Source organism: Flintibacter sp., from assembly GCF_046973065.1.
This window is the reverse complement of record NZ_JBKVXZ010000018.1, coordinates 1-24,049: the sequence shown is the minus strand read 5'-3', so window position 1 is coordinate 24,049 and position 24,049 is coordinate 1. Positions and strand designations below refer to the sequence as shown.

Below are 24,049 nucleotides of genomic sequence, written 5' to 3'. Positions count from 1 at the left end.
TGCCTGGTGTTTCAGTTCATTGCTCGTCATACAGTTACACCGCCTAAAGTTAATAGTGGTGGAACGCTTCGATACGTTCCACCACTATTCTCTCATACCTGTCTACCCGGTCCCACGTTTGACGCTTACAAAAGGACGCCTGAGAAGGCGTCCTTTTTTGCTGAGAACGGCGCTTGACAAACTGGTCTACAAGTCGTAAACTAACATTGTAGACGACAAGTTGTAGACCAAAAATGTGAGAGGAGGAATCGCCATGGGAGACATCAGACTTGGCCCGGTGGAGAGCCGCTTTGCGGATCTCATCTGGGCCAATGAGCCGCTGGCCTCTTCCCAGCTGGTCCAACTGGCCCAGCAGGAGCTCCAGTGGAAAAAATCCACCACGTACACGGTACTAAAGCGGCTGTGCAGCCGGGGACTGTTCCAAAACCAGAGCGGCACGGTGTCCTCGCTTCTTTCCAGAGAGGAATTCTATGCCCGGCAGAGTGAACAGTTTGTGCAGGAGACCTTTGATGGCTCTCTCCCCGCCTTCCTGGCCGCATTTACCACCCGGAAAAAGCTCAGTGATGAGGAGGTACGTCAGCTTCAGCAGCTGATTGAGGAAAACAGAAAAGGGTGAGGTTTTATGAGTGACTTTTTAGCCTATGAACTGCTGCCCCGGATTCTGAATATGAGCATTGCGACCAGTGTGGTCATTGTATTTGTGCTTGCCGCCCGGCTGCTTCTGAAAAAAGCGCCCAAAGTCTTTTCCTATGCCCTGTGGTCGGTGGTCCTGTTCCGGCTGCTGTGCCCGTTTTCTATCCCTACAGGCTTCTCATTGTTGGCCCTTACCGATGCACCCATCCGGCAGACTGCTGCCTACACCACCCAGATCCAATATGTCCAGCCGGACCTGGTCCATACTGAATTTCCCCAGGTGGACCTTCCAGTCCCCGGTGTGAACCAGGCCGTCAATCAGGCCCTTCCCCAGGGGGAGGAGCAGTTGGTTGCCGATCCGCTGGAGGCGCCGGTGGCGCTGCTTACCCTGGGCTGGATGACCGGTATGGCGCTGATGGCGGTGTACAGTGTGCTGTCCATGCTCCGCCTTCGCCGCTGGCTGGTAGGGGCGATACCTCTGCGGGATAACATTTATTTGGCCGATCACATTGCATCCCCCTTTGTGCTGGGGGTGCTGCGGCCCAAGATCTATCTGCCCTCTATCCTGTCCGAGGAGGAGCAAAAATATATTATCCTCCATGAGCAGTACCATATCAAGCGTCTGGACCATCTGGTCAAGCTGCTGGCGTTTCTGGCCCTGTGTATCCACTGGTTCAATCCTCTGGTCTGGTTGTCCTTCTTCCTGGCCCAGAAGGATATGGAGATGAGCTGTGATGAGGCGGTGCTCCAGACGCTGGGAGCCCATATCCGGGCGGACTATTCCGCCTCTCTGCTCAGCCTGTCCACCGGACGGAGAGTGGTGGGCGGCACGCCGTTGGCCTTTGGGGAGGGAAATACCAAGGGCCGTATCCGGAATCTTTTGGCCTGGAATAAGCCGCAAAAGTGGATGGTTGCATTGGCTGCCCTGGTTTGCGTGGCGATAGTGGCCTCATGCGGGACTAATCCGGAGGCGGGTAAGTCCCAGAGAGAAAAGCAGAATCCCATCTCATCCCAAGACAGACAGGGGGAGGAAGCGCTTTCTGTTCTGAAAAGTTATCTAACTCAACTTCAGGAGGGAGACAATCTTACACTGTCCCTGACCCGAAACGGCAGGGAGCCCATCGTGTATGAAGATTGTTGGTCAGCGACCAATGCGGTCTATAACGCCAACCAGTTAAAAGAGATCCAATGGAACATCGTGGAGGCCACGACTCCCGGCTTCTCGCCGGAACAAAGTCCAGCGGCGGTTACCATTGCCCAGATTAACGACTGGAGCCTCACCGCCTACTCCGATGCCCAGGAGGTGCGTTTTGAGGGCCCGACAGGGGAAGTGTGGCTGGTGCCGCAGTCGGAGAGCTGTGTTCCCTATCAGCAGCTGCGGGGCTGGATTGACGAGTTGGAGTTCGCTGCTTTGAATGGAGACTATGAGCACCAGAACATTGTGATCCCCAATGAGGGGCAGAGCTATCTGGAGGCCGCCGCTGTATACTGTCAGGCCTTTGAATCCTTCCATCTCCAGGCTGCTTCGGGCAGCAAATTCTGCTATACCTATGTCTCCACTCAGGTGGAGGCAGCAGAGGATGCCACCCAGCATTTCCGGGAGCAGGGAGAGATCGGAGAGAATACCTACTGTTTCTATCTGACTACCGTCTTTGTCCCGGAAAACGACTATGCCCTCAACTGGTCCATGGCGGGAAACACCGGAGCGTATACCGGCAGCGACCCGTCTGTTCCCAAAGAGGCCTATGAATATAGCCGGTGCGGGTACATCACGCTGGAAGAGGACGGCTGGCACGGAGAAGTGGTAGGAACCGGATTTTGACACTTTTATATTATAAAAAAGCCCACGGCATGAGCCGTGGGCTTTGCATATGCTTTTGGATTAGTACATGCCGCCCTTCAAGACTTCGTGATTTCCAATATATCAGAATCTGTTTACTTGTCCAGCTTCTGATGGAAGTTCATCAGGATCTGGGCCACCTGGGCACGGGTAGCGGTACCCTGGGGAGCCAGGGTGTTGTTCTCCATGCCGGAAATCAGGCCCTCGTGGACCGCCCAGCGGATGGCGTCCACGGCGTAGGCGCTGACGCTGCTGCTGTCAGTGAACTCCTTCTGCGCCATGCCGGAGGCGTCCGGGCTGCCTGCGTAGCGGTACAGGATCAGGGCCATCTGCTCGCGGGTCACGGAGGCGTCGGGGGCAAACTTCCCGTCGCCCACGCCGGAGACATAGCCCTTCTCCGCCGCCCAGTTCACCGCGTCGGCGTACCAGGCGTTGGCCGCCACGTCGGCGAAGATGCTCTCCGCCTTCACAGCGGGCTTGCCGGACATGGCGTACAGGGTCTGGGCCAGCATGGCGCGGCTGAAGCCCGCGTTGGGCGCGAACTCCCGGGCGGACACGCCGGACATGATCCCGTTCTCAGCCACATACTCCACCGCCTTGTAGTACCAGGCGCTCTTGGCCACATCGTCAAAGCGGGTGTCAGGCTGCTGAACAGTCCCGTCCTTGGCGAAGCTGGCCTCCACAGTGACCTTGCTGTCCGCCATGTGGAAGGTGTAGGTGGTCTCGGACCGCTTGGTGACCTTCAGGTCCTTGTTCTTGGCGTCGGTGACGGTCAGCTCGTCCAGCTCATAGCCCGCGTCGGGCTTCACGGTGACGGTGATGCGGGTGCCAGCGGAGGCCTCGTCCGCGCTGACGGTCACGGAGCCGTGTCCGTTGTCTTCGGTGATGATGGCGTAGGTGCGCTCGTTGTCGGAGGAACCGGAGGAAGAATCGCTGTTCTTCTTCCACACAGCGGTGAGATCCTGGAACACACTGGCCTTGACCGTCTGACCACCCTTGTACTGAGTGCCGTCCTTAGCCTCCCAATACAGGAAGGTGTAGCCCTCCTTGGTGGGGGTGGGCAGAGTGATCTCAAGGTCGGGGTTTTCTTCGGTGGTGCTCACAGTACCGTCGCTCCCGGCGGCGTCCAGAGCGTCCTCGACCTTGGAGTGGTAAGTGTAGATGCCGTTGCTGTCCTTGGCCTCAAAGTTCAAATTCGGATCCGCATACTTCGCCACCGACGAGGAGTAACTGCCGCCCTTTACAGTAGTCTTGGCTTCCGTAGGTTTCCCACTCTGATTGATGGAAATAATAGGCTTACCGCTCGGTATGGTGAAGGTACCGCCCTCAATGGTCAGAACACCCTGATCGACCGAATCAGCACCGTTACTTCCGTTGACCAGTACAGAACCAGCGCTATCCTGTACACTGAAAGAACCGCCCTTGATCGTGGCCTCATTCCAGTTCATCACTGCGGCCTGCTTGGTATTTTCAAAGATGCCATCCACAATGGTCAGCTTGGCCCCGTCATCATTCTTTACTGTATTCAGGCCGCCGCTGAACGTACCGCCAGTGATCACCAGCTCCGGATTTGCATGGTTTGTCCCTTTGACATAACCGTTGCGTGGATTATTGTTATCGGTATAATTGTAATATCCATTTGCAATCATGCTGGAGAAACCGCCGTTCTGGCTTACAGTTACACCATTATTGATAGTCATACTGCCGTGGTTCAGAATGTTATAATAGGAATTTTTCCCCGAAGTCTCTGCGTCTTGTCCAGTCTCCGCGCTGCGGGTGTACTGCCCCCCGTTCAGCACTACGGTACCGTTATTATAGATCGCGGCACGGCCATGGCTCTTATTGTCTACTGTGCCATCCCCCTGAATCGTCAGGGACGCACCATACTCCACTGTGATCGTATCCTCTGAACTATTTTTGAGTGTCTTGCCGTTCAGGTCGAGGGTGATAGTCGTATTCACCGGGATGGTCACATCTTCAGTCACATTCTCGAGAAGCGTGACAGTGTCACCCGCCTTGGCTGCTGTGATGGCCTCTTCCAGAGAACGATACCCTTTGTTTCCAATGCTTGCTACGGAGCCATCAGAGGGGACAACACTGCCAGTACCGTCCAGTTTACAGCCATCATCAAGATAGTCAGTCACATTATCAGACGAGAATGTACCGCCGGAGATGGACAAAAAATCTTTTGCATCTTTCCATTCGCCCTCAGTCTTGTTTGTGTTGCTGAAGGTATATGCCTTGACGGCATCTACATTTTCACTGCTGGAGAAGGTACCTCCAGTAATACTCATGGTAGGAGTTCCGCCGAGATAGTTGCGGTTAATAACGGAGATCGCGGCACCGTCCGCAATGGCTCCATCATTCTCCGTCTTCGGCTGAGGCTCACCCGTGGTAGTGATCGCGGTCTTGTCACCCTTCACAGTCAAGCTGCCAGAGCACATCTGCACACCGGAATACTTAGCGTTGATCACAGAATCCTCAATCGCCACACTCCCGGAGGATGGGAAATAAATTCCATATCCATCAGGAACATTCAGGGTGGAGTCCTTGAGCGTAATCGTGTTTCCGGTATTGGTACCGTTTGTCACAATACCATAGCTATTACCGGGAACATTCATGGTCACATGCTCCAGCACTAGTGTGGTATTATTATACAGTGCAGTAACGCCACCCTTTGATAATACCTCCGCATTGGCGGTCAGTGTGCCGTTTTGAATCGTAATACCTGCGTTATCATAGTTGATCTCAATTATTTTGTCTGGATTCAGATAAGTAAATGTATTACCCCCCAAATCCAGTACTCCTACCCGGTTACCAGAGCTTATAGACCCTGTTCCGCTATAATCATGCAGCATAGTGACCACACCATTGTAGGCCGCTTTGGCCGCATTAGCATACGAACTATAGATTCGCTCGATCCCGTCAGCGGCAGTGACCTTAAAGCCACCGTTTTTGATATAATCCCTAGAGTTCTCACTGTATACCAGATAGGCAGAAGATTTCAACTGGACAGCGTCGGTTCCGTCTCCGGTAACAGTCAGCGTCACACCTTCACCGATCTCGCCGGGAATCGGATAGCGGCTATCGCCTGTACTGAACTGGACCGGCAGCGTCCCCTTGATCTCGCCGCCTTGGTCAGAGACAGAGTTGATGATTTTCATCGTGTTGTCAGTACCTTCTACAGGTTTCCACCCATATTTGGTCCCCATCCATACAACACCATTACTGCTTGTAACTGCTGTGCCGTCAATGTTATGACCATTGAGATCAAGTGTAATGCCGGAAACTTTTCTCACAGTCTCTACACTTTTGGTCAGGGTCACATTTCTCAATAGGTCAACAGTTTCTCCGTTTTTAGCCGCACCCATGGCTTCTTTCAAAGTACCATAGTGCGTGTTCCCAATGGCCGCTTCGTGGTTGCACTCATCGCCGCCGGGACAATCGGTCGCGCCCGCCGCCAGTGCTGTGGCAGGAAGTAACCCTACCAGCAGGCACAGACACATCAGGCTTGCCAATAGTCGCTTTTTCACTTCTAGACACTCCTTTACATCATTTGATTTGGTCCGCCAGCCAGTCCACAAAGGCTTGTCTCTCTCCTGAATGGAGAGAGACAGCCCCATGGGGCTGTGTTCCAGATAGAACAAAATATGAATTTTGTTCTATGTTCAAATGTAGCACACTCAGCCAATATTTTCAAGTAAAACCATCATTTTTCTCCCGTCTTTTTCATGTTCTCCCAGCGGAGGCGCGCCTGAGCGCCCAGAATCTAAGTTTCTGCGGGGAAAACCGGCGGGAGGGGCAAGCCCCTCCCCTACGGCACAAAGTGCAGTAAAACGCCGCTGTCTGCGATTTGCAGACAGCGGCGTTCATACGTAATCAGGCGATTTTCTTTTGCAATTGTCGTAAGTTTATCGTAAATTTACGGTTGCACTTCCATCAATTGCTTGTGTCCCAATGGATTCAGACGATTGCTTAGTACATGCCGCCCATATCAGGGGCAGCAGGAGCGGCAGGTGCGGGGGGCTCGGGCTTGTCGGCGACCAGGGCCTCGGTGGTCAGCAGGGTGCTGGCGATGGAGGCGGCGTTCTCCAGAGCGGAGCGGTTCACCTTGGTGGGATCCACGATGCCGGCGGGAATCATGTCGCAGTAAACCTCGTTGTAGGCATCGAAGCCGTAGCCAGTCTTGCCGGACTCGCGGATCTTCTCCAGAACCACGGAGCCGTCGATACCGGCGTTGGCAGCGATCTGCTTGACAGGAGCAGTCAGAGCGCAGGCAATGATCTGCACGCCGGTCTTCTCGTCGCCCTCGACCTCAGCCATCAGCTTCTCAACAGCGGGGATGGCATTCAGGTAAGCGGTACCGCCGCCGGCCACGATGCCCTCTTCCACAGCGGCGCGGGTGGCGTTCAGAGCGTCCTCAATGCGCAGCTTCTTCTCCTTCATCTCCACCTCAGTGGCAGCGCCGACCTTGATGACAGCCACGCCGCCGGCCAGCTTGGCCAGGCGCTCCTGCAGCTTCTCACGGTCGTAATCGGAGGTGGTCACCTCGATCTGGCTCTTGATCTGGCCAATACGGGCCTTGATATCCTCGGAGTTACCAGCGCCGTTGACAATGGTGGTGTTCTCCTTGGTGACCTTGACCTGGCGAGCCTGGCCCAGCTGATTGAGCTGAGCTTCCTTCAGCTCCAGACCCACGTCGGAGGAGATCACAGTGCCGCCGGTCAGGATGGCGATATCCTGCAGCATCTCCTTGCGGCGATCGCCGAAGCCGGGGGCCTTGACGCAGACCACGTTCAGGGTGCCGCGCAGACGGTTGACGATCAGGGTGGACAGAGCGTCGCCCTCCACGTCCTCAGCAATGATCAGCAGCTTCTTGCCGGACTGGACAACCTGCTCCAGCAGGGGCAGCAGCTCCTGGATGTTGGAGATCTTCTTATCGGTGATGAGGATGAGGGCGTCGTCCAGGTTGGCCTCCATCTTCTCGGTGTCGGTGACCATGTAGGGGGTGATGTAGCCCCGGTCAAACTGCATGCCTTCCACGACCTCGGAGTAGGTCTCAGCGGTCTTGGACTCCTCGATGGTGATAACGCCGTCGTGGCCCACCTTCTCCATGGCCTCAGCGATCAGCTTGCCGATGTTCTCGTCGCCGGAGGAGACAGCGCCGACGCGGGCGATGTCAGCAGAGCCGTTGACCTTCTGGCTGTTGGCTTTGATGGCCTCGATGGCGGTGGTGGTGGCCTTGGCAATGCCCTTCTTCATGATCATGGGATTGGCACCGGCGGCCAGGTTCTTCAGGCCCTCGCGGATGATGGCCTGAGCCAGCAGGGTAGCGGTGGTGGTACCGTCGCCAGCCACGTCGTTGGTCTTGGTGGAGACTTCCTTCACCAGCTGAGCGCCCATGTTCTCAAAGGGATCGGGCAGCTCAATCTCCTTGGCGATGGTCACGCCGTCGTTGGTGATCAGGGGAGCGCCGAACTTCTTATCCAGCACCACATTGCGGCCCTTGGGACCCAGGGTGATCTTCACGGTGTCAGCCAGCTGATTGACGCCCTTCTCCAGAGCCTTGCGGGCCTCTTCGCCGTAGCAAATAATCTTAGCCATAACGCATTACCTCCAAGATAAGTGAGAGTAGTTGAAATGGGGTCCAGGGGCTTCGCCCCTGGTTCGCCGCAATGCGGCGAAAAAATTGAAAGCTGATTTTCCGGCGGCATGTACGTCGGAAAATCACTTCTCGGCCCGCAAACGTGCGAGCACAGCGAGTGCGCTGCGGCGGGCCGCTAGGGGGGTATCGCACACGGCTTTGCCGTGTGCGTATCTAGGGGGGATGCAATCCCCCCTGGACGAGTTTTACTCGACAATAGCCAGAATATCGTTCTGACGCACGATGGTGACCTCGTCGCCGTCCAGCTTCACCTGGGTGCCGGCATACTTGCTGGTGATGACCTTGTCGCCCACCTTCACGTTCATGACGACTTCCTTGCCGTCCACCATGCCGCCGGGGCCGACAGCCAGAACCTCAGCCACTTCGGGCTTCTCCTTGGCGGCGCCGGTGAGGATGATGCCGCCCTTGGTGGTCTCCTCGGCCTCTACCAGCTTGACAACAACGCGGTCAGCCAAAGGTTTCAGTTTCATAACGGGTTCCTCCTTATATGATGGTTACTTAATAAACAAATTCCAATGAGATTTAGCACTCTAAACATCTAAGTGCTAACCACGTGTATTATAGTAATCGTTTCCTGTTCAAAAATCAACCCCCTTTTTCAAAAAAGAGGGCTGTTTCAAAAAATATTTACGATGCGTTCACAAACTGACAAAAAGAGTGCTAATTTTGTCGGGCGAGTGTTTTCCGCAGCACAGCCAGACCGGCAAGCAGCAGCAGGGGAAAGACCGCCGCGGCCAGCAGACCGTATTGCAGGTGGTCGCCCCAGGCGGAGGAGACCAGTCCCACCAGACCGGGACCGGCGGAGCATCCCAGGTCTCCGGCCAGGGCCAGCAGGGCAAACAGGGCGGTGCCGCTGCGGGGAAAACAGGCTGCCGCCAGACTAAAGGTGCCCGGCCACATGCAGCCCACCGCCATGCCGCACAGGGCGCACCCCACCAGCGCCAGAGCGGGCCAGGGGGAGAGGGAGACCAGCAGGTATCCGGCGATGCACAGGACGGTGCTGGCCGTCATAAAGCCGGTGGGGGAGGGGTGACTGCGGCTGTAAGCGGCGTAGACTAGCCGGGACAGGCCCATCAGCAGGGCAAAGGACAGAGGTCCGGCTAGATCGCCCACCGTTTTGGACACGCCCAGCGCAGACTCTGCAAAGGCGCTGGCCCACTGGGAGATGGAAAGCTCACTGGCTCCCGCGCAGGCCATCAGCAGCAGAAACAGCCAAAATCGGGGCGTGCGGAACAGCTGCCCCAGGGAGAGGTCGGACTCGCCCTCCGGCGTGAGAGTGGCCAGGGGGACCTGGGTAAACACCAGGGCGTTGACCAGGGGGAGCAGAGCCCAGAGTATGGCCAGGATACGCCAGTTCTGGGTGCCGAAACAGACAAAAAACAGGGTGGACAGGGCGATGGTGGCCACGCTGCCCCAGCAGTAGAAGGAGTGGAGCAGACCCATCACCGCCGACTTGCGGCGGGTGGGGCAGGCCTCGGCAATGGGGCTGACCAGCACCTCCAGCAGACCGCCGCCCAGGGCGTAGACAACCACAGCGGTCGTCAGACCAGCCAGAGGGGGGATTCGGCCGGGCAGCACAGCCAGCAGAACAAGGCCCAGTGCAGCAAACAGATGGGCGGCCACCATGCATACCCGCCAGCCGATCTTATCCACAAACCGGGCGGACAGGCCGTCCACGCACAGCTGCACCAGAAAATTGACAGTGATGAGCAGGGCAATCTGGTCCAGAGAGAGGGAGAATTCCCGCTGGAAGGTGAGAAAGAGCAAAGGGGCAAAGAGGTTGATGACCGACTGGACGATGTACCCGGCAAAGCAGGCCCCCAGAGTAGCTTGATAGCTGTGTCGCATAAAGATAGCCCCCCTATTTAAAGGTGGGGGGCGTAGCTTGCCCCGTTGGGATAGAAGAAGTGAATTTTCTTTTCGGAGAGGCGCACGGTAAAGGAGGTGCTCTCCAGCACCTCCCCATCCACCACCGCCACCAGGGGTTCCTTGCTGGACCAGGTGAGCTCCTGGCCGTGGAAATCCTCAATGAGCTGGGGGTAATCCTTGTAGCGGCCCTTGGCGTACTGGCCCACCAGACGGATAAAGGTGAGCAGGCTCACCTTGCCTACCAGCAGCATATCAAGCACCCCGTCGTCGGGCATCGCGTCGGCCACCGGCATAAAGCCGCCGCCGTAGTACCGGCCGTTGCATACGCAGACAATGGCGGTGGGGCCGCTGTAATGGACCGGACCCATCTGCACCTCCATGGGACGGCAGATACCTTTTAAAAAGATGTTTTCGATCAAAGAGAGAATGTAGGCTCCCTTGCCGGTGACAAAGGGCAGGTCCTTATACCGGTGCACTCCAGCGGCGATGCGGGCGTCTACGCCCCCGCACACCACATCCAGTCCCAGCTTGCCGTTGCAGTCCATCAGGTCCAGCGTGGTCTGGGGACCGGTGGCCAGAGCCTCCAGGTCGTAGAACAGGTCCCGGTAATTGGGACCAAATACCTTTAAAAAGTCGTTGCCGGTGCCTTTGGGCACACAGGTAATGGCGGCGTTGTCAAAGCCTGCCGCCCCGTTGACCACCTCATTTAGGGTGCCGTCTCCGCCGCAGGCCCAGATGCGTACCGGCTCGCCGGTCTGGGCGGCCTGCCGGGCCAGCTTTTCCGCGTGGCCCTCTCCTTCGGTAAAGACCCGCTCGTGGGGGAAGGAGACCCGGTCCAGCTGGTCCAGCAGAGCCTGGGTGCTGCCCTTTCGTCCGGCCACGGGGTTGATAATGAACAGATGGCGCAAAAAATCACCTCAAACGGCCCCAAAGGGCCGAAACTTATTTAATACCGTACATAAACAGGTCGCACTTGAGCATGCCGTTGTAGAGCTTACGCTTCTTGTCCGCCTGCTTGCCAAAGGTGCGCTCGAACTCCGTGTGGGAGGACAGCAGGTAGAGCTTCCACCCATCAGGGAACTTGGCCCAGGCCTTGCCGAAGGCCCGGTAGAGTTCCTCGGCCTCTTTGCGCTCCATGATGCGCTCACCGTAGGGGGGATTGGTGACCACCCGGCCGTAGAGCCCGCCCCAGTGGAAGGTGCGGGCATCGTCCACGTCAAAGTGTACCACGTCGTCTACCTCGGCCAGCTCTGCGTTGTGCCGGGCCAGCTCCACCGCGTCCGGGTCCAGATCGCCGCCCCAGATCTCGTAGTCCCCGTCAAACTCCTGGTCCATAGCCTGGTCGGCGGCCTCCAGCCACAGCTTCTTGTCCACAAAGGCCCACTTCTGGGCAGAGAAGGTGCGGTTGAGGCCGGGGGCACGGTTCTTGGCGATGAGGGCGGCCTCGATGGGGATGGTGCCGCTGCCGCAGAAGGGGTCGCACAGAGGGTCACGGCCCTTGTACCAGGAGAGCATCACCATGGCGGCGGCCAGGGTCTCCCGCAGAGGCGCCACCACGCCGTGAGCCCGGTAGCCCCGCTTGTGCAGTCCCGCACCGCTGGTGTCCAGCATGAGGGTAGCGGTGTCCTTCATAATGGAGAACTGGATCTGGTAGAGGGCGCCAGTCTCCGGCAGGGTGTTGAGCCCGTACTTCTCCCCCAGCCGGGCGGCTACCGCCTTCTTCACAATGGCCTGGCAGGCGGGCACGGCGTGGAGAGCAGAGTTGAGGCAGTGTCCCTTGACAGGGAACTGTCCCTCCCGGGGGATAAAGCGTTCCCAGGGCAGGGCCTTGGTGCCCTCAAACAGGGCGTCAAAATTGTCCGCCGGGAAAGAGCCCAGCACCAGCAGCACCCGCTCTCCGGTGCGCAGGTTCAGGTTGAGCCGGGCAATGTCCAGCGCCGAGCCCCGGCACAGCACCCGGCCGTTCTCTGCCTGGACTCCCTCCAGATTCAATCGGCGCATCTCGTCGGCGCACAGGCCTTCCAGCCCAAACAGGGTGGGCACGGCAAAGGTCAAATCATTCACAGTAAAACCTCCCGGACCGGGCGCTGTACCCGGCCATTTTTCCAATAAAAAAACAGTTCCTAGCCTGCGAAAAACAGAGAAAAAAGGAGCTGTATGGATGCTTATCACATATAGTATATCGGACGGGGGAAAAATTCGCAATTCCTTTTCCAAACTGGAAGGGTTTGCTATGGAGTTTTCACAAAAAATATGGTATGGTATGGGCAACGGGACGTAAGAGTATACAGAGTCTCGCAAGAAAGGAGTGTGCTATGGAAGCGATCATATGGCTGGGCGTGATGATTGCCTTTGCCGTGGGCGAGGCGGTCACCGTAGGGCTGACCAGCATTTGGTTTGCGGTAGGCGCCCTGGGCGCGCTGATCACCGCTGGGCTGGGGCTGGGATTCTGGCCGCAGATCACTGTGTTCATCGTTTTGTCGGGCATTACCCTGGCTCTGGTGCGTCCGCTGGCCAAAAAGCTGCTCCGGCCGGGCTACTCGGCCACCAATGCCGACCGGGTCATTGGAACGGTGGGCGTGGTCACCCAGGCGGTGAATAATCTGGCTGGTGAGGGGCTGGTAAATCTGGCCGGCCAGGTGTGGAGCGCCCGGAGCAAAACAGAAGAGGTCATCCCCGCTGGACAGGAGGTGCGCGTGCTCCATATCCAGGGGGTCAAGGTCATCGTGGAGCCGGTAACGGCAGACCAGACCAAGGCAGTATAAACATCGGGAACAAGGAGGAAACATATGGGCTTTATGGACATCATTACAAAATTGATCCCTGTCATCGTCATTATCCTGATCCTGCTCATCCTGGCGTCCAACATCCGGGTGGTACAGCAGTCCCGGGCCTACGTCATTGAGCGTCTGGGCGCGTTCCAGACCGTGTGGGGTGTGGGCCTGCACTTCAAGATCCCCTTTATTGAGCAGGTGGTCAAAAACGTGTCCCTGAAGGAGCAGGTGGTGGACTTCCCGCCCCAGCCTGTCATCACCAAGGATAACGTCACCATGCAGATCGACACCGTCATCTACTTCCAGATCACCGACCCCAAGCTCTACACCTACGGCGTGGAGCAGCCCATGAGCGCCATCGAGAACCTGACCGCCACCACCCTGCGTAACATCATCGGCGATCTGGAGCTGGACCAGTCTCTCACCAGCCGCGACCACATCAACGCCCAGATGCGTGCCATCCTGGACGAGGCCACCGACAACTGGGGCATCAAGGTTAACCGTGTGGAGCTGAAGAATATCATGCCTCCCCGGGATATCCAGGAGTCCATGGAGAAGCAGATGCGGGCCGAGCGTGAACGCCGTGAGTCTATCCTCCAGGCCGAGGGCCAGAAGCAGTCCCAGATCCTGGTGGCCGAAGGTGAAAAGCAGTCTGCCATCCTGAAGGCTGATGCCGCCAAGCAGGCCGCTATCCTCCAGGCTGAGGGTGCCAAGCAGGCCAAGATTCTGGAAGCCGAAGCAGAAGCAGAGGCCATCCTGAAGGTGCAGCAGGCTACCGCCGACGCTATCCGGCTCATCAACGAGGCCGCCCCCGGCGAAGGCGTTTTGAAGATCAAGGCTCTGGAGGCCTTCACCGCCGCCGCCAACGGCAAGGCCACCAAGATCATCATTCCCAGCGAGATCCAGGGTCTGGCTGGTCTGGCCGCAGGCGCCAAGACCATCTTCGATACCGAGGACCCGAAAGCGTAAATCCTTTGATCCTATCCCGGGGAGGGTGCTCCCCGGGATTTTTTATGCCAAAAACAGGAAAATTAGCAATCATTGCACCGAAAAAAACAAAGAAAAGCTCATATACTTCTTGTTGGAGAAAACAAAAGGAGGGAGCGGCGTGGGGCGAGGAAAGGGACCGGGCGTGGGGCTGGGCCTTTTGGTGATGTGTTTTGTTCTGGCGCTGACCCCGGTGGGGGAGCCGGTGCAGAGCGCGGAGGGAGAGGCTGAGGTGGAGGTGCCGGTGGTGGCCCTCACCTTTGACGACGGACCCCGGGCGGATACCACCGGCTGGCTGCTGGAGCAGCTGGAGCTGCGGGAAGTGCCCGCCACCTTTTTTATGGTGGGCAACCGAATCCCTGGCAACGAGAAGCTCATCCGTCAGATGAAGGACCAGGGGTGCCAGATCGGGGTGCACACCTATGACCACGTGGATGTGACCGGACTGAGCCAGACCGATTTTGACCTGCAGATCGGCAAGACCCGCACCCTTCTGCGGGAGATTTTGGGGGAGGGAAACTACTGGCTGCGGCCGCCCTACGGCTTTGTGGACCAGGGAGTACGGACCTGGTCGGACGGGCCGATTATTCTGTGGTCGGTGGACCCGGAGGACTGGAAGGACCACGACGTGGAGCGCATCGTGGCCAGCGTGGTGGAGCGGGTGGAGGACGGCGACGTGATTTTGATGCATGACATCTATCAGTCCTCCGCAGAGGCGGCCATCCGCATCGTAGACGCTCTGGAGGAGAAGGGGTTCTGCTTTGTTACGGTGGAGCAGCTCATGGCCCGCCAGGGGATTGCACCGGAGGCAGGAGTGATTTTCCCGGAGCGGCCATAAAAAATCCCCGGCCTGATGGCCGGGGAAGGGAATATGGCGTTACACGCCCATGGTGCTGGTCTCGGGGAGGGTGGAGCCGCCGTCAATGACGAACTGGGCACCGGTGAGATAGCTGGCCTCGTCGCTGGCAAGGAAAGCGGCCAGCTCGCCCACCTCGGTGGGATCGGCCAGGCGGCCCAGAGGAATGGCGGAGGCGATACCGTCGATGACACTCTGGGGGTTGTCCGGGCAGGACTGCTGGGCCATCCCCTTCACCATGGGGGTGAGCACATAGCCCGGGCAAATGGCGTTGACGTTGATGGTGGGAGCAAACTCCCGGGCCAGGGCCTTGGTGAGACCCACCAGGGCGGCCTTGCTCATGGCATAGGCGGCCTCGCCAGGGTCGGCCACCATATCGCCGGTGACGGAGGACATAATGACGATCTTGCCCCATTTGCGCTCCAGCATGCCGGGGATCACCGCCTTGCAGGTGTTCCAGGCGCCCTTCACGTTGATGTCCAGGTGGGCGTCCCGGTCCTCATCGCTCTGGGTAAGGAAGTCTCCCAGCTTGCAGATGCCGGCGTTAGATACCAGAATGTCGATGGGACCAAAGGCGGCCTGGGCGGCCTCCACCCCGGCCTTTACACTAGCGGGGTCGGACACGTCCATACGCACCGCCATGGCGTTCTCGCCCAGCTGGGCGGCCAGCTCCTCTACGGCGGCGCCCCGGGCGGCCAGAATCACTTTGGCTCCGTGCTTGAGAAAGGTGCGGGCGATGCCCTCGCCGATGCCCTTGGAGGCGCCGGTAATGAGGGCGGTCTTTCCGGTCAGCTTACCCATGGTAAAACAGCTCCTTTTAGATTCTATATCGTATAATATAGAGAAGATAATACAAAATCAGCCCTGAAGAGCCTGCTGTGTCAGCTCAATGAACCGCTCTCCAAAGTGGGACAGGTACCGGTCCCGGCGGTAACCCACCACCAGACGGCTGATGGTAGAGGGGTCGGTGAGAGGGAAGAAGTCCAGCTTGTCGGTGGAGGAGCGGGCGGCGGTGACGTGGATGGTCTTGACAAACAGCTCCGGGCAAATGGTGATGCCCACCCCCGCCTCGGCCATGGCCAGCGTAGTGATGGTGTTCTCCGTCTCCAGAATCAGCTTGGGTTTGAAGAAATGGCGGCTGAAATACTGGTCCACGATGCTGCGGGTGCGGTTTCCACGCTTGATGAGAATGAAGGGCATGTGCTGGAAGGCGTCAATGTCCGCGCCGTCGGCAAACTGCTTACGCATCTCCTCCGCCCGGTCGCCGAAGATCTGGTCGGTAAAGCTGCGGGGCACCACCAGCATCAGGTCCTCCTGGGTCAGGGGGACTACCTCCACACCCTCCATCATGATGGGCTGGAAGCAGACGATCAGATCCACACGGCCGTGGGCCAGCTCGTCCTCCAGGTGGGTGGAGTTACCTTCAAAGAGGGAGAAGTCCACCATGGGAAACTCGGCCTGGAATTTGGGCAGCACCTCAGGCAGCAGAGCCAGACCGCAGGTGTGGGAGATGCCCAGACGGAGCACGCCCATGTAGTGGCGGTTGATGTCACCCACCTTAGCTAGGTACTGACTGTGCAGGTCCAGAATCTGGGTGGCGGTCTCCACCAGCAGGTCCCCCGCGTAGGTCAGGGACAGCTTGGGCGAGCGGGTAAAGAGCTTGACATCCAGCTCCCGCTCCATGTTGCTGATGTGGTTGCTTAACGATTGCTGGGAGATATACAGCCGCTCGGCCGCCCTGGTAATGTTCAATTCCTCTGCCACAAGCAGGAAATACTTCAAATGGAGAAAATTCAACCGGTCTCCCCCTTCCAAATTCCAGATATATGAAGGAGTTCCTTCATTTTTTCGTTGGGATAGCACTATTATATCACAGCCAAAAAGCTGTGGCAACCATCGATAAAAATCTGCTGTTCGGAATGATAATTTTATGGTTTAATAGTATCAAAAGATAGGGCAAAAGAGAGAAGAATCCCTGCCTTAGCTTTTAAAAACATTCGAAAATGGAATGCAGAAGCGTAATTACAAACCATGTGCGCATAGGGCAATCCCTGTCAAAATAACTGGAAAGACCAAACATTGAGAAAGGAAGATTGTTTGCCATGAAATGTCTGATCATTGACGCCGTCCACAGCTCCATCGCCGAGGAGTTCAGCAAGTACATGCAGGTGGACACCCACATGCTGCCCACCCAGGAGGAGCTGGCCAAGCTGATCCCCGAGTATGATGTGCTGATCATGCGTGTTGACCCCGCCATCAACAAGGAGATCCTGGACGCCGCCAAGAATCTGAAGGTCATCGGCGTTTGCTCCGTTGGCCTGAACCACATCGACATGGATACCGCCAAGGCTAAGGGCATCCAGGTCTTCAACGCTCCCGGCATGAACGCCAACGCCGTGGCCGAGCTGACCTTCTCCAAGATGCTGGACCTGTCCCGCCACACCATCCCCGCCAACTATGACGTAAAGGTCAACAAGAACTGGGATAAGTATAAGTTCGTGGGCCGTGAGCTGCGCGGCAAGACCCTGGGCATCCTGGGCTTCGGCCGCATCGGCCAGCGCGTGGGTGAGCTGGGCCGCGCCTTCAAGATGAACATCGTGGCTTACGATCCCTACCTGCCCGCTCACGTGTTTGAGGAGCAGCAGGCCACCAGCATGAGCATCGACGAGGTGCTGAAGACTGCTGACTATGTCACCATCCACATGCCTCTGACCCCCGAGACCAAGGACCTGTTCAACGCCAAGTCCATCGCTGAGATGAAGAACGACGCTGTGGTTCTGAACATGGCCCGCGGCGGTATCGTCAACGAGAAGGATATGTACGAGGCTCTGAAGGCCGGCAAGATCGGCGGCTATGCCTCCGACGTTATGGAGAACGAGCTGGCTGCCGGCGGCCTGACCGAGGGCGCTTCCTTCGACTCCCCCCTGTTCGAGTGCGATAACTTCATCGTCACTCCTCACCTGGGCGCCCAGTCCACCGACGCTTCCCGCGACATTGCTGAGCTGATCATCGGCAAGGTCAAGGAGGCCCTGAGCCTGTAAGGCATCTTCGTAAGAGCTGCGAAGGAAATTTGATAAGAGAGCGGAGCGTGCGCTGTGGAATCTCCACAGCGCACGCTTTTTTAAAAAAGAACGTCTCCGGGCAAACTTTCCGGCCGGGCGGTGCGTCTTATGAATGAGTGAAAGGAGGGGGAGACTACGGGGTAGGATGTACGGGAGCGCTTGGTAGGCTATATCCGGGAAAATCAAACTTATTTTTATCGCTTGGCCTATCAATACGTGGGAGACCGGGATCTGGCCATGGATCTGGTACAGGATGCCGTGGTCAAAGCCCTGCAGCACTGGGAGAGCCTGCGGGAGCCGGAGGCGGTGCGCAGCTGGTTTTACCGTATTCTGGTGCGGGAGTGCCTGTCCTTCCTGCGGCAGAACCGGCGGGTCATTTATCTGGCTGAGCCGCCCGAGCAGATCCAGAGCAGCCAGGAGAGCGCGCTGGAGGACCGGGAGGCTCTGCAGCAGGCCATCGACCGGCTCTCTCCCAAACTCAAGACCGTGGTGCTGCTGCGCTTTTACGAGGAGATGCAGCTGAGCGAAATCGCGGAGATCACCGGGACCAATCTCAGCACGGTGAAAAGCCGCCTGTACAAGGGGCTGAAGAAATTGCGGGAGAGCTTGCAGGAGGGATGATATGACAGAAAAACAGGACCGTTTTTCCCATGCCATGGAACAGTGCCGTCAGGCCTACCGGGATATTCCCACCCCACCGGAACTGGAGGGAGCGGTGGAGGACGCCATCCAGGCAGGCGGCCGGCCCAGGCTGCCCCGCCGGGGACTGAAGCGGGCGGCTGCGGCCGCGGCCGGACTGTGCGCCTGCTTTGTGGTGCTCACCTCCCCGGCGGTGGCTGCGGCGGTGGACGATGTGCCGGTACTGGGCCAGCTGTGCCGGATCCTTACCGGGCAGGCCTATGAGAGCCGGGAGGAGACCAGCTACGTGCAGGTCCAGCTGCCCCAGATCGAAAACACCGGAGACAGCAGCCTGGAGCAGCGGGTAAATCTGGAGATCAGCGCAGTACTCAGCCGGGAGGTGGATGAGAGCAAGGAGCGGGCCCGGCAGTACTACCAGGCCTATCTGGATACGGGAGGAGACCCGGACACCTTCCAGCCCATCCAGATCCAGGTGGACTATCAGGTAAAGTCGGTCACGGATCAGTGGGCCTCCTTTGTGGTCACTAAGACGGAGAGTCTGGCCAGCGCCTACTTCCGGCAGTACTTCTACAACCTGGACCTGGAGACCGGCCAGAGTCTGACCCTGCGGGATGTTCTGGGTCCCAATTGGGCCGCCCAGGGTGCGGCAGCCGTGGAAGAGCAGCTGTCCCAGTGGGACCAGGAGCAGAAGGCCCTGCTCTTTGACGATGTAGACCTGGAGGCGCTGTTGGAGGAGAAGGAGGACTTCTATCTCCAGGAGGACGGTACCGTGGTGGTGGTCTTTGATAAGTATGAGATCGCCGCCGGGGCCGCCGGTGTGCTGGAATTTCCCATTGGGAAGCTGCCTCAGGCATGAAAAAATCGCCCGTCCAAAGACGGGCGATTTTTTTGTGGGGAAATCAGATGTGCTCCTGAACCTTGGCCATCTCCTGGGCAATGTTCAGAATGTGGTCGCCGATGCGCTCAAAGTCGGTGAGCAGCTCGGAGTAGAGGATACAGGCCTCGTCAGAGCACTCGCCGTCACGCATACGCTCCAGGTGGTTGCGGCGGTAGTCGCTGGTCATGTCGTCGATGCGCTGCTCCAGAGCGGACACATCGGCCAGCCACTCCACATTGCCGGCGTTGAGAGAGAGCAGGTCGTTGATGCCCTCCAGGCAGATATCCCGCATAGCGGAAATCTCATCATGAGCCACGCCGGTGAAGGAGATGTTGCGCTTGTTGAGCATCCGGGTGTAACCGGCCAGGTTGTCGGCGTGGTCGCCGATGCGCTCAATGTTGCCGGAGATGGTAAAGAAGCTGCTGACCACGGCGGAGGCCTTCTCGTTGGTTTCGTAGGTGATCAGGCGGGAGACGTGCAGGGAGATCTCCTTGTTCAGGAAGTCCAGGTACTCCTCGGTCTTCTCTACCTGCTCCAACTCCTCCTCGTCACGGTTCAGCACGGAGCGGAAGCTGGCCTCCACGTTGTCCTTGGCCATCTCCATCATGCGGCGCAGCTCATGCTGCATCTGGTCCACATAGATGGCGGACACACCCAGGCCGCCGTCCTTGCTGCTGATCTGGATGGGGGTGAGGTACTCCAGGTGGAGCTGGTCGGCCTTGTCCTCGGGACGCTCGGGCAGGATCTTCACCGCAGCCTTGGCCAGGTAGTTGCCCAGAGGCAGCAGGATGATGGTGGTGATGATGTTGAAACTGGTGTGCACCAGAGCAATCTGTCCGGCGTGGGAGGCAGGCATGAGTCCCGCAATGGTCTGTCCCAGGGAGCCAGGGAGGGTCAGGGAACCGTCGATCACATAGGCGATGGGGAAGACAAGAAACAAAATGGTAAAGATCACTGTGCCGATGACGTTGAACATCAGGTGGATAATGGTGGCACGCTTGGCGTTGCGGTTGGTGCCGATGGAGGCCAGCACGGCAGTGATACAGGTGCCGATGTTCTGACCGAACAGCACGAACACCGCGCTGGGCAGGCCGATCACGCCGCTGTTGGCCAGGGCCTGAAGGATACCCACCGAGGCGGAGGAGGATTGGATGACGGCGGTGAAGCCGGCGCCGGCCAGGATGCCCAGCAGGGGGTTGGAGAAGGTGGACATGAGGTTGATGAAGGCCTCAGACTCCCGCAGGGGAGACATGGCGGAGCTCATCATGTCCATACCGATGAACAGCACGCCCAGACCGGCCAGGATCTGACCGATGTGCTGCAGCTGGAGCTTTTTCACAAAGACCACCAGGGCCACGCCTACAAAGGCGAACAGGGGAGCCAGCTCACCCACGTCCAGGGCGATGAGCAGGCCGGTGACGGTGGTACCGATGTTGGCGCCCATGATGATCCAGACCGCTTGATTGAGGGTCATCATGCCCGCGTTGACAAAGCCAACCACCATGACTGTGGTAGCGGAGGACGACTGAATAACGGCGGTGATGGCCGCGCCTACCAGCACGCCCAAAAAGCGGTTGGCAGTCAGTCGCTCCAAAATCATTTTCATACGGCTGCCGGCTGCGGCCTCCAGGCCGGAGCTCATCATCTGCATGCCGTACAGGAATAGCGCCAGGCCGCCCAGAAGTCCCAGAAAGTCTGACATTTGCATCTTAGGATTCCTCCTCTTTCTCTCTTACAAACATTTTTTGCGTTTTGGGGTAAATCATGCTGGAAAACGGCGGAGCAGAGGCGTGCCGTATTCCAACCGTGCAGGGATAAAAAAGAAAAAAGACATAGCCCACGTGCCGGCAGGGCGCGCAGGTCATGTCATTGTTTTTTCATATTCCATTGTCCGATCAGGCCGATCCCCGCCGACCTGGGCACAGATGCTCCCATGGCATTTCTACCTCTCTGTACTCTTTACTCGCAACTTCCTACATCTAGCATTATAGGAAAGAAACCGGTCCGCGTCAACCGATTTTACAAAAATCTCATCTGCCCTTAATATTTTCTCCAATCTGACAAAAAACCCCCTCCGGACCATACCGGAGGGGGTTGGCTTCGCCAAAGAAATGGGCAATTTTTGGAGATTATTGGGGCTTTTGGCTCTCCAGATACTCATCATAGGTCATCATACGGTCGACGAGCTTTCCGTCAGCGGTGAAGTCAAAGATGCGGTTACACACGGTCTGGATGAGCTGATGGTCGTGGGAGGCCACCAGAACGTTGCATTTGACCATCTCCAGGCCCTTGTTCAGGGCGGCGATGGACTCCAGGTCCAGGTGGTTGGTGGGCTGGTCCAGCATGAGCACGTTGGCGCCGGAGAGCATCATCCGGGAGAGCATGCAGCGCACCTTCTCACCGCCGGAGAGCACCTTGACTGCCTTATATACCTCGTCGCCGGAGAAGAGCATCCGGCCCAGGAAGCCGCGCAGGTACTGCTCCTGGGGATCGGGGGAGAACTGGCGCAGCCACTGCACCAGATTGTCGTCGTTGTCCTGGAAGTAGGGGGTGTTGTCCTTGGGGAAGTAGGAGAAGGTGGCGGTCTGGCCCCACTTCACGGTGCCCTCATCGGGCTCCATCTCCCCGGCCAGGATCTTAAAGAGAGCGGTGTGGGCGTTCTCATTGTCACCCACAAAGGCGATCTTGTCCCCGTGGCCCACGATGAAGGACACCTTGTCCAGCACCTTCACGCCGTCGATGGTCTTGGACACGTCGGTGACAAAGAGAATGTCCTTGCCCACCTCACGGTCGGGAGAGAAGGCCACCCAGGGATAGCGGCGGGAGGAAGCGGGCATCTCCTCCACGGTGAGCTTATCCAGGAGCTTCCGGCGGGCGGTAGCCTGCTTGGACTTGGACTTGTTGGCGGAGAAGCGGGAGATAAAGTCCTGCAACTCTTTGATCTTCTCCTCGTTGCGCTTGTTCTGGTTTTTGATGAGCTGCTGCACCAGCTGGGAGGACTCATACCAGAAGTCGTAGTTGCCCACGTACATCTTGATCTTGCCGTAGTCGATATCCACGATGTGGGTACACACGGTGTTCAGGAAGTGACGGTCGTGGCTGACCACGATGACGGTGCCGGGGAAGTCCAGCAGGAAGTCCTCCAGCCAGTTGACCGCGTCGATGTCCAGGTTGTTGGTGGGCTCGTCCATCATCAGCAGGTCGGGGTTGCCGAACAGAGCCTGGGCCAGCAGCACCTTCACCTTCAGACGGGCGTCCAGGGTGGCCATGTCGTTGTAGTGCAGATCGGTGCCGATGCCAAGTCCCTGGAGGATGCGGGACGCGTCGCTCTCGGCCTCCCAGCCTCCCAGCTCGGCATACTCCTCCTCCAGCTGGCAGGCCAGCATGCCGTCCTCGTCGGTCATCTCCTCTTTGGCATACAGAGCTTCCTTCTGCTTGCCGATATCGTAGAGACGCTGGTTGCCCATGATGACGGTGTCCATCACGTTGTAGGCGTCGTAGGCGTTCTGGTCCTGCTTCAGCACAGACATACGGATGTTGGGCAGGATGGAGACCTCGCCGGAGGTGGACTCCAGGTCTCCGGACAGGATCTTCAGAAAGGTGGACTTACCGGCGCCGTTTGCGCCGATGATGCCGTAGCAGTTGCCCCGGGTGAACTGGAGATCCACGTGGGAAAACAGGGGGGACCCGCCGTACTGCAGGCCCAGATCGGTAACAGTGATCATGGTACGCTCCTTCTCTTCTCTGCGCCGGCGCGGTCCGATCCCGCGCCCAAAGCGAAAAATACTCGGGTATCATATTATCATACTCCCTGACAAAAGAACAGAGATTTATTTGAGAAAAAACGGCCAAATTTCCGGCGTAAAACTGATTTTTCTGCCAATTTTAACCCGGCGACCCGGAGAAACCCGGAAGAGGGCGGGCTGCTCGGGGAAAGAGGGAAAGGTTTTGTTCCAAATATGAATAAATCTTGACATAAACCCAGCTTGCCTTTACAATATGTACAGGACAAAAATGAAAAACTTGGGGGACGTTTTTCAGTTGTCGCAAGGATGAAAGACGCGGTGAGCGGCTTTGCCTTGCGGCTCATTTTATGCTGTCAAGTCTTTTGCTGGGATGCCCGGCAAAAACACAGTGCGCGGCCGTCCGCCGCGAAGATATGATGCTGAATTTTTTGGAGGTGTAAGAGACCAATATGATATATTATATAATAGAGGGTATTCTGGTGGCTGTGGTGATGTTTATCGTCGGCAGCCTGTTTGGATACCAGCGGAGAAAGGCCACGGCGGAGCGTGAGATCGGTTCCGCCGAGGAAGAGGCCACCCGCATTGTCAACGAGGCCTATAAGAGCGCCGAGAGCAAGAAGCGGGAAGCTCTGGTGGAGGCCAAGGAGGAGATCCTGAAGGCCCGCAACGAGTACGAACAGGAAGAGAAAGAGCGCCGCGCCGACCTGCAGAAGCAGGAGCGCCGCCTGCAGCAGAAGGAAGAGAACCTGGACCGCAAGACGGAGAACATGGAGAAAAAGGAAGAGCACCTTGCCAACCGTCTTGCCAAGCTGGAGGCTACCCAGGCCGAGGCCGAGCGCATCAAGCAGGAGCAGGTGGACACTTTGGAGCGCATCTCCGGCTTTACCGCCGAGGAGGCCAAGACCTACCTGCTGGATCAGCTGGAAGCTGACGTGACCCATGAGTCGGCCATGAAGATCAAGGAGATCGAGGCCCGCTTCAAGGACGAGGCCGACACCAAGGCCCGGGAGATCATCTCTCTGGCCATCCAGCGCTGCGCCGCCGACCACGTGGCGGAGGCTACCGTCAGCGTGGTGCCCCTGCCCAACGACGAGATGAAGG

General features: G+C 57.9%; 19 protein-coding genes. 9 read left to right on the top strand and 10 right to left on the bottom strand.

Going from position 1 to position 24,049, the window contains the following annotated elements; translation table 11 throughout:
* Positions 1 to 253 precede the first annotated feature (253 nt).
* Together ACLTXB_RS08420 and ACLTXB_RS08415 are read left to right on the top strand one after the other, a co-directional pair.
* Complete coding sequence (locus ACLTXB_RS08420; protein ID WP_151076423.1) at positions 254 to 616, top strand: BlaI/MecI/CopY family transcriptional regulator; 363 nt, start codon at positions 254 to 256, stop codon at positions 614 to 616.
* A 6-nt stretch (positions 617 to 622) separates the two neighbouring features.
* Complete coding sequence (locus tag ACLTXB_RS08415; protein WP_428226645.1) at positions 623 to 2,455, top strand: M56 family metallopeptidase; 1,833 nt, start codon at positions 623 to 625, stop codon at positions 2,453 to 2,455.
* 113 nt (positions 2,456 to 2,568) lie between these two features.
* On the opposite strand, the gene ACLTXB_RS08410 is transcribed toward ACLTXB_RS08415, so the two are convergent.
* From ACLTXB_RS08410 to ACLTXB_RS08385, 6 genes are all read right to left on the bottom strand, one after another.
* Positions 2,569 to 5,637 carry an S-layer homology domain-containing protein gene (locus tag ACLTXB_RS08410; RefSeq protein ID WP_428226644.1) on the bottom strand — a complete coding sequence of 1,023 codons (3,069 nt, stop codon included), beginning with the start codon at positions 5,635 to 5,637 and terminating at the stop codon, positions 2,569 to 2,571.
* 811 nt (positions 5,638 to 6,448) lie between these two features.
* Complete coding sequence (gene groL, locus ACLTXB_RS08405; RefSeq protein WP_154040656.1) at positions 6,449 to 8,077, bottom strand: chaperonin GroEL; 1,629 nt, start codon at positions 8,075 to 8,077, stop codon at positions 6,449 to 6,451.
* Positions 8,078 to 8,323: 246 nt separating this feature from the next.
* Positions 8,324 to 8,608 (bottom strand): co-chaperone GroES, encoded by a 285-nt coding sequence (locus ACLTXB_RS08400; protein ID WP_008981236.1) that lies wholly within the window; start codon positions 8,606 to 8,608, stop codon positions 8,324 to 8,326.
* Positions 8,609 to 8,798: 190 nt separating this feature from the next.
* The gene (locus tag ACLTXB_RS08395) at positions 8,799 to 9,986 is read right to left on the bottom strand and encodes an MFS transporter (RefSeq protein ID WP_428226643.1); all 1,188 of its coding nucleotides are present in this window, start codon (positions 9,984 to 9,986) and stop codon (positions 8,799 to 8,801) included.
* A gap of 17 nt (positions 9,987 to 10,003) precedes the next feature.
* Positions 10,004 to 10,915, bottom strand: a complete 912-nt coding sequence (locus tag ACLTXB_RS08390; protein ID WP_428226642.1) for a diacylglycerol/lipid kinase family protein — start codon at positions 10,913 to 10,915, stop codon at positions 10,004 to 10,006.
* Positions 10,916 to 10,949: 34 nt separating this feature from the next.
* The gene (locus tag ACLTXB_RS08385) at positions 10,950 to 12,071 is read right to left on the bottom strand and encodes a THUMP domain-containing class I SAM-dependent RNA methyltransferase (protein WP_428226641.1); all 1,122 of its coding nucleotides are present in this window, start codon (positions 12,069 to 12,071) and stop codon (positions 10,950 to 10,952) included.
* A gap of 251 nt (positions 12,072 to 12,322) precedes the next feature.
* Between ACLTXB_RS08385 and ACLTXB_RS08380 the strand changes: the two genes are divergently transcribed.
* The 3 genes from ACLTXB_RS08380 (at position 12,323) to ACLTXB_RS08370 (ending at position 14,606) form a co-directional block, all read left to right on the top strand.
* A complete protein-coding gene (locus ACLTXB_RS08380) occupies positions 12,323 to 12,772 on the top strand; it encodes an NfeD family protein (protein WP_040649684.1) in 450 nt (149 codons plus the stop codon).
* Between the two features lie 24 nt (positions 12,773 to 12,796).
* Positions 12,797 to 13,750, top strand: a complete 954-nt coding sequence (locus ACLTXB_RS08375; protein ID WP_428226640.1) for an SPFH domain-containing protein — start codon at positions 12,797 to 12,799, stop codon at positions 13,748 to 13,750.
* 139 nt (positions 13,751 to 13,889) lie between these two features.
* Positions 13,890 to 14,606: a polysaccharide deacetylase family protein gene (locus ACLTXB_RS08370; RefSeq protein ID WP_428226639.1), complete on the top strand. Its 717-nt coding sequence runs from the start codon at positions 13,890 to 13,892 to the stop codon at positions 14,604 to 14,606.
* Between the two features lie 39 nt (positions 14,607 to 14,645).
* On the opposite strand, the gene ucpA is transcribed toward ACLTXB_RS08370, so the two are convergent.
* Both ucpA and ACLTXB_RS08360 read right to left on the bottom strand, forming a co-directional pair.
* The gene (ucpA, locus tag ACLTXB_RS08365) at positions 14,646 to 15,425 is read right to left on the bottom strand and encodes an SDR family oxidoreductase UcpA (protein WP_110441899.1); all 780 of its coding nucleotides are present in this window, start codon (positions 15,423 to 15,425) and stop codon (positions 14,646 to 14,648) included.
* Between the two features lie 57 nt (positions 15,426 to 15,482).
* Entirely contained in the window at positions 15,483 to 16,421 is a 939-nt protein-coding gene (locus ACLTXB_RS08360; protein WP_428226638.1) for a LysR family transcriptional regulator, read from the bottom strand.
* Positions 16,422 to 16,726: 305 nt separating this feature from the next.
* On the opposite strand from ACLTXB_RS08360, the gene ACLTXB_RS08355 reads away from it, so the two are divergent.
* From ACLTXB_RS08355 to ACLTXB_RS08345, 3 genes are all read left to right on the top strand, one after another.
* Positions 16,727 to 17,665 (top strand): D-2-hydroxyacid dehydrogenase, encoded by a 939-nt coding sequence (locus ACLTXB_RS08355; RefSeq protein WP_428226637.1) that lies wholly within the window; start codon positions 16,727 to 16,729, stop codon positions 17,663 to 17,665.
* 180 nt (positions 17,666 to 17,845) lie between these two features.
* Complete coding sequence (locus ACLTXB_RS08350; protein ID WP_008981246.1) at positions 17,846 to 18,307, top strand: RNA polymerase sigma factor; 462 nt, start codon at positions 17,846 to 17,848, stop codon at positions 18,305 to 18,307.
* A gap of 1 nt (position 18,308) precedes the next feature.
* Complete coding sequence (locus tag ACLTXB_RS08345) at positions 18,309 to 19,181, top strand: DUF3298 domain-containing protein (protein WP_428226636.1); 873 nt, start codon at positions 18,309 to 18,311, stop codon at positions 19,179 to 19,181.
* Between the two features lie 43 nt (positions 19,182 to 19,224).
* Here ACLTXB_RS08345 and ACLTXB_RS08340 read toward each other — a convergent pair whose 3' ends face one another.
* Together ACLTXB_RS08340 and ACLTXB_RS08335 are read right to left on the bottom strand one after the other, a co-directional pair.
* Entirely contained in the window at positions 19,225 to 20,910 is a 1,686-nt protein-coding gene (locus ACLTXB_RS08340; RefSeq protein ID WP_428226635.1) for a Na/Pi cotransporter family protein, read from the bottom strand.
* A 421-nt stretch (positions 20,911 to 21,331) separates the two neighbouring features.
* Entirely contained in the window at positions 21,332 to 22,927 is a 1,596-nt protein-coding gene (locus tag ACLTXB_RS08335; RefSeq protein ID WP_008981250.1) for an ABC-F family ATP-binding cassette domain-containing protein, read from the bottom strand.
* Positions 22,928 to 23,397: 470 nt separating this feature from the next.
* Between ACLTXB_RS08335 and ACLTXB_RS08330 the strand changes: the two genes are divergently transcribed.
* Positions 23,398 to 24,049, top strand: a 652-nt coding sequence (locus ACLTXB_RS08330) for an Rnase Y domain-containing protein (protein ID WP_428226634.1), incomplete at its 3' end; no start/stop codon positions are given.